The organism is Vibrio sp. VGrn 2 (genome assembly GCF_009361695.1).
GTDB lineage: Bacteria > Pseudomonadota > Gammaproteobacteria > Enterobacterales > Vibrionaceae > Vibrio > Vibrio diabolicus.
This window is the reverse complement of sequence record NZ_RBWD01000005.1, coordinates 202,654-215,437: the sequence shown is the minus strand read 5'-3', so window position 1 is coordinate 215,437 and position 12,784 is coordinate 202,654. Positions and strand designations below refer to the sequence as shown.

Annotated in this window: 17 protein-coding genes; 5 read left to right on the top strand and 12 right to left on the bottom strand. The window is 46.2% G+C overall.

All coding sequences use genetic code 11. The annotated features are described in order from the left end of the window. Window position 1 precedes the first annotated feature (1 nt). On the top strand, window positions 2-2,425 hold the full coding sequence (locus tag D8S93_RS11300) for a formate C-acetyltransferase/glycerol dehydratase family glycyl radical enzyme (RefSeq protein ID WP_152813208.1): 2,424 nt from the start codon (window positions 2-4) through the stop codon (window positions 2,423-2,425). A 49-nt stretch (window positions 2,426-2,474) separates the two neighbouring features. On the opposite strand, the gene D8S93_RS11295 is transcribed toward D8S93_RS11300, so the two are convergent. The 4 genes from D8S93_RS11295 to D8S93_RS11275 all read right to left on the bottom strand — a co-directional run bounded on the left by D8S93_RS11295 (window position 2,475) and on the right by D8S93_RS11275 (window position 5,861). Then, window positions 2,475-3,557 (bottom strand): saccharopine dehydrogenase family protein, encoded by a 1,083-nt coding sequence (locus D8S93_RS11295; protein ID WP_152813206.1) that lies wholly within the window; start codon window positions 3,555-3,557, stop codon window positions 2,475-2,477. Window positions 3,558-3,581: 24 nt separating this feature from the next. Then, complete coding sequence (locus D8S93_RS11290; protein ID WP_152813204.1) at window positions 3,582-4,526, bottom strand: SDR family oxidoreductase; 945 nt, start codon at window positions 4,524-4,526, stop codon at window positions 3,582-3,584. Between the two features lie 253 nt (window positions 4,527-4,779). Next, complete coding sequence (locus D8S93_RS11280; RefSeq protein WP_139060962.1) at window positions 4,780-5,217, bottom strand: MerR family transcriptional regulator; 438 nt, start codon at window positions 5,215-5,217, stop codon at window positions 4,780-4,782. Between the two features lie 98 nt (window positions 5,218-5,315). Continuing rightward, the gene (locus tag D8S93_RS11275) at window positions 5,316-5,861 is read right to left on the bottom strand and encodes a TetR/AcrR family transcriptional regulator (RefSeq protein ID WP_152813202.1); all 546 of its coding nucleotides are present in this window, start codon (window positions 5,859-5,861) and stop codon (window positions 5,316-5,318) included. 98 nt (window positions 5,862-5,959) lie between these two features. On the opposite strand from D8S93_RS11275, the gene D8S93_RS11270 reads away from it, so the two are divergent. The 4 genes from D8S93_RS11270 (at window position 5,960) to D8S93_RS11255 (ending at window position 7,513) form a co-directional block, all read left to right on the top strand. After that, complete coding sequence (locus D8S93_RS11270) at window positions 5,960-6,433, top strand: HPP family protein (protein WP_005396586.1); 474 nt, start codon at window positions 5,960-5,962, stop codon at window positions 6,431-6,433. 139 nt (window positions 6,434-6,572) lie between these two features. Then, entirely contained in the window at window positions 6,573-6,788 is a 216-nt protein-coding gene (locus D8S93_RS11265) for a TIGR02450 family Trp-rich protein (protein WP_046875742.1), read from the top strand. Between the two features lie 118 nt (window positions 6,789-6,906). Then, a complete protein-coding gene (locus D8S93_RS11260; protein ID WP_005396583.1) occupies window positions 6,907-7,284 on the top strand; it encodes a PH domain-containing protein in 378 nt (125 codons plus the stop codon). 10 nt (window positions 7,285-7,294) lie between these two features. Continuing rightward, window positions 7,295-7,513, top strand: coding sequence for a DUF6500 family protein (locus tag D8S93_RS11255; RefSeq protein ID WP_054866829.1), 219 nt, complete (start codon window positions 7,295-7,297; stop codon window positions 7,511-7,513). Here D8S93_RS11255 and D8S93_RS25025 read toward each other — a convergent pair. The 8 genes from D8S93_RS25025 to fliS form a co-directional block, all read right to left on the bottom strand. Further along, window positions 7,510-7,797, bottom strand: a complete 288-nt coding sequence (locus D8S93_RS25025) for a hypothetical protein (protein ID WP_031780567.1) — start codon at window positions 7,795-7,797, stop codon at window positions 7,510-7,512. The two genes, D8S93_RS11255 and D8S93_RS25025, sit on opposite strands and share 4 nt — an antisense overlap. A gap of 78 nt (window positions 7,798-7,875) precedes the next feature. Beyond that, window positions 7,876-8,868 (bottom strand): flagellar motor protein MotB, encoded by a 993-nt coding sequence (locus D8S93_RS11245; protein WP_005396581.1) that lies wholly within the window; start codon window positions 8,866-8,868, stop codon window positions 7,876-7,878. Beyond that, window positions 8,868-9,725 (bottom strand): flagellar motor stator protein MotA, encoded by an 858-nt coding sequence (motA, locus tag D8S93_RS11240; protein ID WP_005396580.1) that lies wholly within the window; start codon window positions 9,723-9,725, stop codon window positions 8,868-8,870. The genes D8S93_RS11245 and motA overlap by 1 nt, the downstream gene beginning before the upstream one ends. A gap of 10 nt (window positions 9,726-9,735) precedes the next feature. After that, window positions 9,736-10,464, bottom strand: a complete 729-nt coding sequence (locus tag D8S93_RS11235) for a FliA/WhiG family RNA polymerase sigma factor (RefSeq protein WP_005396579.1) — start codon at window positions 10,462-10,464, stop codon at window positions 9,736-9,738. Between the two features lie 12 nt (window positions 10,465-10,476). Further along, window positions 10,477-10,977: a flagellar basal body-associated protein FliL gene (gene fliL, locus D8S93_RS11230; RefSeq protein ID WP_005398533.1), complete on the bottom strand. Its 501-nt coding sequence runs from the start codon at window positions 10,975-10,977 to the stop codon at window positions 10,477-10,479. A 22-nt stretch (window positions 10,978-10,999) separates the two neighbouring features. After that, a complete protein-coding gene (locus D8S93_RS11225) occupies window positions 11,000-12,079 on the bottom strand; it encodes a flagellar hook-length control protein FliK (protein ID WP_152813200.1) in 1,080 nt (359 codons plus the stop codon). Next, entirely contained in the window at window positions 12,076-12,396 is a 321-nt protein-coding gene (locus D8S93_RS11220; protein WP_005398525.1) for a hypothetical protein, read from the bottom strand. The genes D8S93_RS11225 and D8S93_RS11220 overlap by 4 nt, the downstream gene beginning before the upstream one ends. After that, entirely contained in the window at window positions 12,380-12,766 is a 387-nt protein-coding gene (gene fliS, locus D8S93_RS11215) for a flagellar export chaperone FliS (protein WP_005375014.1), read from the bottom strand. The genes D8S93_RS11220 and fliS overlap by 17 nt, the downstream gene beginning before the upstream one ends. Window positions 12,767-12,784: the final 18 nt, after the last annotated feature.

Genomic DNA, 12,784 nt, shown 5'->3' with positions numbered 1-12,784 from the left:
CATGGACCTACATACCCTTCCAGAGCGAATCAAAGCCCACAAATCTGCACTGGTCAACATCGTAACGCCGCCTATCTGTACTGAGCGCGCAGAGGCTTATACTCGAGCGTATCAGGCAAATGAAGACAAACCTGTGATTGTGCAACGAGCACTGGCGCTACAAGAGCACTTACGCACTCGTACCATTTGGATTAAGCACGACGAGCTGGTTGTAGGCAACCAAGCGAGCAAAGTACGCGCTGCGCCGATCTTCCCTGAATACACGGTGCGTTGGATTGAAGCGGAAATCGACGAACTGGCCGACCGACCAGGGGCTGGTTTTGCGGTAAGTGAAGAAGACAAACAAAGCATTCACGCCATTACGCCATACTGGCGCGGTAAAACGGTTCAAGATCGCTGCTATGGACTCTTTACCGACGAGCAGCAAGAGATCTTAGCCAGCACCATCATTAAAGCCGAAGGCAACATGACTTCGGGCGACGCTCACCTTGCGGTGGATAACGAAAAAATCCTGAAGATCGGTATGAACGGTCTGCTGGATGAGGTTCGTCAGCATCGCGCTAATAACGACGTGTCGACGTATGAAGGATTGAAGAAAGAGCAGTTTTATAAGTCCGTCGAAATTGTCTTGCTTGCGATTCAGGAGCACATGGTGAGTTACGCCGATCTCGCTCTGGAAATGGCACAAAACGAAACGCGACCAGAGAGGAAAGCGGAATTGGAGACAATCGCAGAAAACTGTCGTCATGTGGCTTTCCATGCGCCAACCAACTTCTGGCAAGCTCTGCAACTGAGCTATTTTGTTCAGTTGATGTTGCAAATTGAATCGAATGGCCACTCTGTTTCATTCGGTCGGATGGACCAGTTCCTAAACGACTACTACGTGCGTGATCTTGAAAGTGGCGCGATGAACAAAGCGTTCGCCCTTGAGCTATTACAAAGCTGTTGGTTGAAATTGCTTGAAGTAAACAAGATTCGCTCTGGTGCGCACTCAAAAGCGTCGGCAGGTTCTCCGCTGTATCAAAACGTCTGTATCGGTGGACAAAAGCTGAATGAGAATGGACAACCTGAAGACGCCGTAAATCCGCTATCTTGGGCGATTTTAGAGTCTTGTGGTCAGCTACGTTCCACGCAACCGAACTTGAGTGTTCGCTATCATGAAGGTCTGAATCAAGAGTTCTTGATGGGCTGTATTGAAGTGATCAAATGCGGATTCGGTATGCCTGCATTCAACAACGATGAAATCGTCATTCCAGAATTCATCAAGCTAGGTGTCGAGAAAGAAGACGCTTACAACTACGCGTCTATTGGCTGTATTGAAACTGCTGTTCCAGGCAAGTGGGGTTACCGTTGCACGGGTATGAGCTTCATTAACTTTGCGCGTATTTTACTAGCTGCGCTTAACGAAGGTGTGGATGCAACGACGGGCAAAGCCTTCTTGCCGCATGATAAGTCACTAGCAAAAGGTAACTTCGAGAGCTTTGAGCAAGTCACCGCTTCTTGGGCGAAGCAAATTCGCTACTACACACGTAAATCGATTGAGATCGATACCGTAGTCGACAGCGTGCTTGAGCAGCAAGCGCAAGATATTTTCTGCTCATCGCTGGTGGATGACTGTTTGGCGCGCGGTAAAACAGTAAAAGAAGGCGGAGCGAAATACGATTGGGTATCTGGCCTGCAAGTGGGTATCGCCAATTTGGGTAACAGTTTGGCTGCGATCAAACATTTGGTGTTTGAAGAAGCACAAATCAGCCAAACGGAACTGGCAAAAGCATTAGAAGAAGACTTCGATGGTATTGAGAACGAACAACTTCGCCAACGCTTAATCAACTTCGCGCCAAAATACGGCAATGACGACGATTATGTCGACCAATTGCTGGCTGATGCTTACCAAGTTTATATCGATGAGTTGGCGCAATTTGTCAACACGCGTCATGGGCGCGGTCCAATTGGTGGTGGCTACTACGCGGGAACATCAAGCATCTCTGCCAACGTGCCATTTGGCGCATCCACGATGGCAACACCAGATGGTCGAAAAGCGAAAACGCCACTGGCGGAAGGCGCAAGTCCAGCATCGGGCTCTGACCGTTTGGGACCAACGGCGGTGTATAACTCAGTTGGTAAAATTCAAGCTAATAAAATCTTGGGTGGTGTGCTGCTTAACCAGAAGTTAAGCCCAGCGGCTGTCGCTTCAGAAGGAGATAAGCTCAAGCTATCGATGCTGATTCGTACCTTCTTTAATCACCATAAAGGTTGGCACGTGCAGTACAACATCGTCTCTCGTGAAACCTTGCTGGCAGCGAAGAAGAACCCTGAGCAATATCGTGACCTTGTCGTGCGAGTTGCGGGCTATTCAGCCTTCTTTACCGCGCTGTCACCAGACGCGCAGGATGACATCATCGCTCGTACCGAACACGAGTTGTGATGGTCTCAACCCCTGTTAATGCATAAGGCACCGATTGGTGCCTTTTGGTTTACTCTTCAATGGTTATGCCACTAGAGCCGGGAAGCTGCGACACAAAATTGGAGCCCATGAGCTTAGAGGGTGTGTATACACCGGCTTCAGGCTTTGTATGTAGCAGGTGTTCTACAATCGCCAGAGATCCCGTTACGGTTAAGCTGTAGCCATTGGCCGTTTGTACTCGTGCTGTTTTGCTTTGTCCGAGTTTGTTGCTTGCTTTACCCCACACATATGTGGGTAATTGGTTTCTTTGCTCCTCATTTGGTCCTTTTACGGTTCTTTCAATACGGCTTTTTATGAGACTTTGTACCCAGGTTATGCCGAGAAGGGGGCGAACCCAATTCGCTCGTTTAGCGTTTTTTATCATGTTCGGCGATCCGGGAATAAAAACATCAATATTCTCAATCCCCGTGGTGTAATAGGCGGTTGAAACATCGCCCCACGGAATGGTCATAGCAAGTTTTTCGCCGTCACCAAAATCAATGTTGCGAACTTTATACGCTAGCGGAACGGTGGTGATTTTTCCGTTAAGCCGCACTTTACCGCCTTGAGCCAAACCTTCGACAGACGTTTTCGCCGTGCCCGGAGAAAAACCAGAGCGAGAGTCAAAACCGAGAGACAAATGTGTTGCATCTGGTAGCGCAGCTTTCAATGTGGCTGCAATACAATCCGTTGGAATAACATCAAAACCAACACCGGAGCACAATACGACACCAGCTTCGTTTGCTTGTGATTGCAGCGTTTGTGCAAACTCAAATACAGAGATCTCACCTGTAATATCGAGATAATGTGCGCCAGCTTCTAGGCTCGCTTTCATCATCGGTTTTGCCGTCGAAGAAAAGGGCCCTGCGCAGTTTAATACCAGTGAGGAACCCGAAATATGTTGGACCGCGCTGCTTTTATCCTCAAGAGAAAAAGCAAGACTTTGCAGCCCTAGTTCAGCCGCTAGGCTTTGTACTTTCTCTAAACTTCTACCAGCAAGGATTGGGTGGTGACCTCGTTTTACGGCCTCTCTCGCAATTAGCTCGCCTGTATAACCATTGGCTCCGTATATGATCCAACGATCTGGGGATGATGCCGGTGTGTTATCTTTCATCAAAAAGCTCCTATCAATGCCTGCTTAAAGAAGTTTCTGGTCATTGGCTTTTTCTTGTTTAATTGTGGTCAAGCCTTGTTCGAATGTGGTGATTTGAAAATCTGGAAAACGAGTCTGAAACTTATCCGAAACAAAAAGGTTGTCAGATTCGTAGCGAGGCAAAAGCTCGGCTGCATCTCGAATGGTTTGATTAAATCGCCCAGCTAGCCACAATTGCCAGCGCTTGATGACTTTGTATTTCGGTTGAACGTTAAAAACCTTTGCTGCAACAGCGATAAACTCCCGATACGTCAGTCGACGATCATCGCAAGGCAAATGCCAAGTTTGTCCGTAAGCATCGGGCGTATTCCCAATTAGCGCCATCGCTCGGCTTGCGTCTGGCGTATAAATTAAGCTGCGTTTGGTGTCATCACGTAAAAACACTTTTGCACTCTTTTGGTTAAGTAGATTATCGATAATGGCGGAATTAGTGATGCTTTGCGTTTTCCCCGGGCCGTAAAATTCCGGAGCACGACAGATAACGGCTTCGATTTCTCCTTTATTCATCGATTCTAGCAGCATGTCAGTAATGACCGCACGAATTTGACCTTTTTCTCCATTGGGTTGAAATGGTGCATCTTCTTGTTGAGGCGTATCCGTTTGCGGGTACATGTAGGTATTATCAAAGTAAACAAGCTTTGCTTGATGAGTTTTACATGCGGCGATGACATTACGCATCATTGTTGGCCACTGTTCCACCCACAGTTGGGTATCCATTGGTAGCCCTGCGGTAAGATAAACGATACTAGAACCTTTTACGGCATCTGATGTTTGTTTCGCGTCCAGCAAGTCCGCTTTTACCAGTTGATCCGTCTCGTTGACTCGATGCGGATTGCGGCTCACCAAACGTATGTCGCTCGTAAAGTTTCGTTTTAGGCTTAATGCCAGCTCACGGCCAATTTGCCCACTTGCACCCAATATCGTTTGCATTCACCAATCTCCTGCTGTGTTACTTTGATATTCATCCTAACGTTAAAGTTAGGTTTAAGGTCAACCCGCATTTTGAAGATAAATTGGATTGATTTTTTATTGAGTATAGAAACAAGGAGATGGCACACCTGAGCTAAGGGCGAATGGTTTTGACAGACTCAATTTAGTGGCTGGCAGGGGAATTGGCGAATCTTTAACCCAACATCAAGAGTAAGGCTTCGCTTGTTAACATTGCTTTGATTTGGTGACGGTCTTATTTTTTATTTGAGGGATTTTCTTTGGTCAGAATCGTTTGACCAAGTTGAGACATGACGCGTTTTGCATTCATTGCACAGTCCATGTCATCTGGCTTAGCTTCAATCTCTTTAAGTACTTCTTTTAACTTGCTTTTACTCTGCGAGATTTTTCGCTCAAGCTCGTCGAGCTCTTGGACTTTTTGCTGCAAGGTTGTCAATAACTGATGATGATCCCAGTTAGAAAGGTCGGATGGCAGTAAGGCACTTAGTTCATCCAAACTGAAGCCAGCTTGTTGACCCGTTGTGATCATGTCCAGAATCATTAGTGCTTCTTGCGGATACTCACGGTACCCGTTGGCTTTACGGGTCACGGTTTTTAGCAGTCCGATGCGCTCGTAAAATCGAATACGCGAGGGAGCAAGGCCCGTTTTTTGCGCCAGTTCGCCAATTTTCATATCAAGCGTGTCTCATTAGGTTGATAAAATAACCTTACCATTTCTGAACATTCTCGCCAGTTTGGTGCTTGGTCGTTTCGTTTCTTGCTTTCTTACCGTTACAGCTTGTGCAAAATTTCCACGCATTTCTTTGTGACGTCGTCGTACTCTTTTGTCATGTAAGCGGTAGTGATGGCGCCTTCTTTCATGATGCAAATGGCATCGAGTAATGATGTGTTGTCTGATTTGAGATAGCGTTGAATTAGCTCTCGAACCTGTTGTTTATGGTGGCGGCAATACGTTGCGATCTCGCCCCTGTCGTCACTGAATTCGGCGGACGTGTTGATGAAAAAACAGCCGCGAAACTCGCCCAACTTTTCCTCAGAACCATGAAACCAGCCGTTTAGCGCGGTAAACAGCTGGTCGATCACGTCTGTGCTCGATAGTGCTGATGACAGTTTCTCCTCTAGCCACGCTATGAAGATTTGGTGGCGTTGTTCTAGTGCGGCAAGGATGAGCGCTTCTTTGCTTTCAAAATGGCTGTACAGCGTGCGTTTAGCCACGCCAGATACTTTAAGGACTTCATTGATGCCAATGGAGTTGATGCCCTGTTTGTAAAACAGCGACAACGCGGTATCGATCAATAACTGTTTCTTTTTGTTCATAACTACGTCCTCAAAAAGTTCTACAAACACATATTGACAAAGGTAGACAGGTTTGTCTATTTTAATTTGTAGACAATTCGGTCTACTTTGAGGTGTTTATGAATAATTTAATTTTATCGTTGGTCGCGGGGCTTGGTGCGACATTGGCTATTGGTGTGTTGTCTTACGCCGAGGTATCTCTTACTGAGGTTGTACTTCTCATGGCTCCATTTGGTGCTACTGCGGTGTTGGTGTTTGGGGTGCCTAGCAGCCCTCTCGCTCAACCAAAAAACGTGATCATTGGTCACTGCATTACGGCATCTATCGGTATTGCGTTTAGTCAATACGTTGAGATCACGCCAATCACGCTCGCGATTGCGACTGGGTTAGGTGTGTCAGCGATGCTGATTACGAAGACAACGCATCCACCAGCGGGCGCGAATCCTATCTTGATCATGGCCTCTGGGCAGGGGTGGAGCTTTCTGTTCACGCCAGTACTGATCGGCGCGGTGGTGATTGTGCTGGTAGGTAAGGCGTTGCAGTTGCTACAGAGTCAGTACTTAAACCCTCGTTTGAACGGTCAAAAGACCTAATTGGGTTGCAAGTAAGGCCGCATTAGGGGATGACCTCTTTTGCGGCTTTTTCTTTTCGTGGATGCTTAAAAATAAAATCTGATTCTCTCTTGGTATTCAGTCGTATACATAAAGATGCTAGTTAAATTGGTATACCACTATGAATAAAATTCACCCCAAGAAGCTATTGCACAGCAAATGGACGGCGACGTCACCTAAAAATAAAGAGAAGCACTTTGTCGTAACTGAAATGGAACTGGATGAAGACGGCAATGTTGTGAAATGTGTCATTGAGGCGGTTATGAGTAAACGTGAGCAAGAGATGAACTGGCAAGAGCTCAAAGACCCAGAGCTATGGCGGCAGGGCTGGAAGTAATGCACTTTGTTGAATTTTTTCCTAGGTTTGAAATCGAAAGATGGTACTTAGTTGATAGGCAACGGTCTGTGTATCTGCTACGTTGAGTTTGTTCGCTATCAACTAAAAAGGAATGACTATGATCGATTTCGACAATTCATCAGTGTTTAAGCTTAAACCCATTGAGGTATCAAAAGTTAGGGAAGATTTTCACAAGTTTCTTATTGATGGCGAGTCGGTATTTGCGGGCTTTAAAACGGTTCGCGACCAAGTGGTGTTTACCAACAAGCGAGTGATTGCGGCGAATGTGCAAGGGATTACGGGCTCAAAAGTGGATTACACGTCGCTGCCTTATAGCAAGATCAATGCATTTTCTATCGAGACGTCTGGTACTTTTGACTTAGATTGTGAAATTGAGTTCTTCATGAGTGAGGTGGGAAGAGTACGTTTTGAAATTAAAGGTTCGTTTGATCTGATTTCTTTCAACCGTATGGTTAGTGAGTATGTACTAGCGTAAGGGAATAGAAATGAGAGCTTCATTGAGAGACAAAATAATAGAGGTCTGTGACAAAAAGATCGAAAGCAAAGGTGAGCAGGTTGGGCTCTCATTTTATGCGTTTTTCGCCAACAAAAATGATGATCCTGAACAGTTGATGGAGGCGGCTACGTGGTGGATTCAGACCCATCGGCTCGACCACTTCGAAAAAGCAGTAAAAATCAAATCAATGGTGGAGTCTGGTATCTAAATTAAAAAAAAGAAATAAAGAAAGCAGACAAATGCCAACAACGTCGCGGATAAAACAGGGTAGATAATATAAGAGTCCTGTTTATTGGTTCTTTGAAAGCACAGAGAAACGAGTAAGACGTTGTAGACGACGAGCAGCATACTGATCATGGTCCCACTGTTAAGCGTTAAACTGGACAGCTGAGTTAAGAAAAAAGCCAATAAAAGGTAGTCGAAGACAATTAACCATAAAAAGGCTTTCTTCAACAGATCGCGTTTTTTGTTTTCGGAAGGTGTTATGTGCATATAGAACTCAACTAAAAAGTCACAGTAACAGAGGTTTCAGTTAGAAAGGTCACCATCAGGCGAGGTGACCTTTTGAGGTTATAATTCTTGAATATTTACTTCGTTGGTGGCCGTATCACCCGAGTAATTGATGACTTCTTGTCGAATGACTGGTTGGTTAAATTCGGCTTTATCTTTCGCTTTTTGCAGTTCACTTTCTTGGTGGTTACCAAAAAGAGTTTCGAGTACTTTGGCTGCTGGCGTCGTTAAAACGAACAGCTCGATACGGCGGTTTTCGCTTGAATCTGGTTCATCAGGGTTAAGCAGTGCTCTATCCGACATGCCTGTGACCTGCATGACGCGATCATCCGGCATGCCACCTTCAACCAGCGTATTTCTTGCGACATCAGCTCGAGATGCAGATAACGCCCAGTTTGATTGACGACCAAAGCGTTTTTTAAATGGAATCGCATCCGTATGTCCGCTGATGATCAGTGGGTTGTTCACACGCTGAAATACAGGCGCAAGTGCAAGTAATAAGTCTTCGAAGAAAGGGGTCAGCTCTGCGCCACCACGACTGAACATATGCTGTTTGTAATCATCTTGAAGGACGATACGTAAGCCCTGTGGGGTCACGGTGACGTTGACATTTCCTTGTGCGTTAATCTGAGCGGTCATTCGTTCAATGACTTTCGCCAGCGCTGCAAGTTGCTCCTGAGTATCGAAGTTACCAGGAATCAACGAGTCGATTTCTGGCCCATCGCCGTCACCTCGAAAGTATGAGCTTACCACGTGGTTGGAATTGTGTTTACTTGGCACAGAAGAGTCCTGTGCCAAGTCAATAGGAGAGATACTTTGTGAAGTATCAAATGGATTACCGTAACTCTTGTCGAATACGCTTGAGCTATGTAAGTGGGCGACAATTGCTTTACGCTCTTCTTTGTCTACCACCTGCATAACCCAAAGCACAAGAAACAGCGCCATTAGGGCGATCATGAAGTCAGCAAACGCGACTTTCCACGCGCCGCCATGAGGTTCATCATGGCTGTGTGCTTTGGCACGTTTGAACACTACATGCTCTTGTTTTTGCATTATCCCTCCTGTTCAGCTAACCACTTCTCCATTTGGTTGAATGTTGGTTTGATGTCTAGCTGAATATGTTTACGACCAGCGTCAATGGCGAGCAATGTCGGCTTCTTCGCTACGTAGGCAACCAAGGTTGCGCGTACGCATTCAAAAGCGGTCATATTACGTTTTACTCGCTGAGCCATGGCGTTACTTAGTGGGTCTAAACCACAGTAACAACCGAAAATACCAATGAATGTACCTACGAGAGCTGCTGCAACGTGATAACCAATCATAGCGATTGAGCCATCAATGGCCTGCATGGTGATAATGATGCCACCAACTGCTGCAAGAATACCGAAGCCAGGTAGTGCTTCTGCTGTACGCTGTAATGAGCGTGAAGGCAAAAGCATTTCGTTTTGGATAGCTTCAATTTCTTGCTCTAGCAGCCCCTCTAATTCATGAGGCGACATTTGTCCCATTGCCATTAAACGTAAATTATCAGTAATGAAAGAAATTAGGCGATGATCCTCAGCAATCGTCGGGTAAGCGAGAAACATAGAGCTCTGTTCTGGCGACTCAATGTGAGAGTCGAGGAATTTATAGCCGCGGTTGCGCGCTGTCTCGAGCAAGTTATTGAGCAGCGCCATTAATTCCATGTAGTACTCATGCTCTTCTGTCGGGCCTTTGATGGTCGCAGGCACTTGGCGACGCATTTCTTTCAGTACGTGAGGTGGGTTACCGATGATCAAAGAACCAGCAGCAGCGCCAATGATGATAAGGAATTCGGCTGGTTGCCAGATAGCGCCTAAGTTACCGCCGGCCCACATGTATCCACCGAAGACGCACACCAGGATAGTGAGGACTCCAAAAAACTTTTGCATCTTGTGACTCCTAAGAGGACATTAATTGGTTGAGTTGTTTCAGCGCTTGTTTGTGAAGCTGACATATACGAGGTGGTGTCAGATCCAATACCAGAGCTATTTCGTGTAAGTTGAGTTCATGTTGATAGAACAGAGTAAGCAGCAATTGATCACGCTTCGGCAATTTGCCTAAAGCGCTATCTAAACTGCGACGAATATGCTCATGTTCCATGCCATCATATTGCCCGCCAATATAACTATCACCACTGCTTTCCATCAGTTGGTCAAGGCTTTGCATCTCTCCCGCAAGGGCGGCATTTTGGCGGTTGTAATAGTCCTGCTCATTCGTCCCCAAGGCTTGGATGATTTCTGCATCCGTAGGCATCCGACCTAAAGAGCGTGTGAGATCTCGAGTCACGTCGTTGAGTTCGTGAGCCTGTTGGCGAGTTTTACGTGAGCGCCAATCTAACCGGCGTAATTCGTCTAAAATTGCACCTCGAACGCGACACACGGCAAAGGCAGGGAAATGAGGATCGTCAACATCGCCGTATCGGCGTCCAGCTTCAACTAGAGCGATAAGGCCAATTTGCTGCATATCTTCAATACTACAGTGAGAAGTGGCATGAACACGTAGCTGGTTAACGACGCGTTTCACCATCACTTGATGACGTTGCAGCAGTGCATTTTCGTCAATTGGACGTGATGGCGTCGTCACTTCCTCTTCTGTGGTATAGGTGTCTTGTATATTCATGTCTAACATGGTTGTGCTCCGTTATTGCACAACATATTTAGTCAACAAAACATCGTCGATTTCGCGAACGATGTCTGTCTTAGCAAAAGCCAGTAAAAGCGTTTGTTTTACTTCGTTTTGCAGAATATCGATGGCACCCGCTTGCTGTAACTCATCAAATGTTTTGTCGCTAAACAATTTTAATAATGAGTTTTGTACCATTGGCATGTATTCATCAATGTCTTTGATACGCTCAGGACGGCGTGTTTCAATTGCTAGTTCTAGCATGACAAAGTGAGTCTGTTTTTTACCTTTCACGGTTAAAACGACTTTGTCTAAAGGATGGAAGCTAGGACCTTTGCTTGTCGGTTCTTCTGTGACTAAAAATGACAATGGAGAATCATCGATCAAGGAACCAGAGTCAGGTGACTCTTGAGCGTGTTTGTTTAAGTACCAGATTCCGCCCATAATCGTGGCGGCCGAAACGAGGGCGCTGGTGATGATCATGGCGATAAACAGGGCGATCATTTGTTGTTTGGTCATAACCTTTTTCCTCGAGGATTAACTAGGCTTGAGTGTTCAGCCAGTGTTCTGAATAGTTTGTTGTTGTGGTTTGGAATGCACCAGATTCTCGTGCTGCGAAAATAGTGGCGTCTTCTTCATTTGTATGTTGGTCATTGCGACTCTGGCTTTGATCAGAGCCCACGTTGACATCGACATGGACGAAGTTCTGCTCTTGCAGTTCTGTGCGCAGACGCTCAGACACTTGCATTAAAGCTTCTCGTGTTGCGGCTGTATTGGCATTGATGTGCACGCTTAGTCGGTCGCCTTCAACACGTACAAGTAAATCCAGCTTACCTAAATCCGGTGGGTCGAGGCGGATTTTGGCTTCTTGTACATTTTGTTGCGCTTGAAGAGTCACACGGTCATGCAGAACTTGCATCATTTGCTCTCCCCATTTTCCAGCACTGGTGTCAACGCGCACAGCCGCCCACTCAGAGCCTTGAGTTTGAATATGACTCGTGGCAACGGCGGTGTTCGGGGCTTGTGGCGTTGGTGTTTGTCCTTGTCCTTGGAGTGGTGAGGCCGTTGGTTGCCCTTGAGCTGGTTGACTCAATAGGGTCTGAAAGTCGGCATTGGAGATTGATAGACGCGAGTTCGATGACATCGGCTGGCTTTGTTGCACCTCTTGTTGTTTTGGAGAGGTGTTTAGCAAGGCGTTATTTGAGTCTTGTGTTGTAGACTTGACGTCGTTAGCTACCGCTAAAGGCGGAGTTTTTCCGAACTGACCCGGCTGCTTTTCGGCCATAGTGAGCATACTCTGGGTTAGAGCCTGAGCTTGCATAGCAAGATCAGGTGATTCTGTTGAACCCAGTGTACTTGTCAGGTGAGCATCTGCTTCAGAAGCCGAGTGTTCGTCAGTATCCGAACCATGAGCATACGCCTTTTCTTCGCTGTCCAAAGCTGGAGCGGTAAGATGAAAACTCGGCACGGTTGAAGCTGAGGCGAAACCTTGGCCGTCATACTGGCTATGCTCAGACATAGGGTTATGAGAAAAACCGTGTACAGCTCTTGCTTGTTTTATGTTGCCTTCATGGCCAGGTGATGAATTGCCGGATATTTGAGTTGAAGGAGATACGATCATTGAGTTAGCTCCATGGTCATCGCTAATTGATAGGCCATAGCGCGCTCTTGATGGTCATTGACCATATTCATCTCTTTTTCTAACTCGTTCTTCGACTTTTCTAATCTAGCGAATGCATCTGCATGAACGGTTTTGGCACGTTGAATTTCAGGTGCAAGCTTAGGATCCTTCAAAAAAGGTTTGTGACTGATCAATAGCTCTCGCAACTGCAAGTCATAGCGCTTAAGCGCATGCCAATCTGCTGTTTTTGTAGCGAATTGGATGAGCTGAGATAAATGACGAAATCGCTCTGGCGACACTTTATGCTTGTTGTCCAAAATTCATCCAACCTTCACGAATGTTACCCATTACACGCTCGACATTAACCAAGCGATTCGCATCGTTCTGCACGCTGGCGTAATAAAGCTCAACTTGGCAGAAGTCATACAGCTGGCGTAAGTTTTCAGCAATTTCGCCACCATTCTCATCATCTAGAGCGCTTGTGAGCCCAATCAAGATGTTCATGCATTTGTTGATTCCGTTACCTTTCTCAGCCAAGCGATTCGCAGCCAAATGGCCACGAATACGTTCAACTTCATCAAGTAAGCCATCGATCAACATAATGACTAATTGGTGTGGGTTTGCTGCTGCCGCTTGCGCGTCGAGATCGACTTGTTGGTACGAGTCATAGCCAGAGTCCATAAGCATGAGATATTCTCCTAAAGC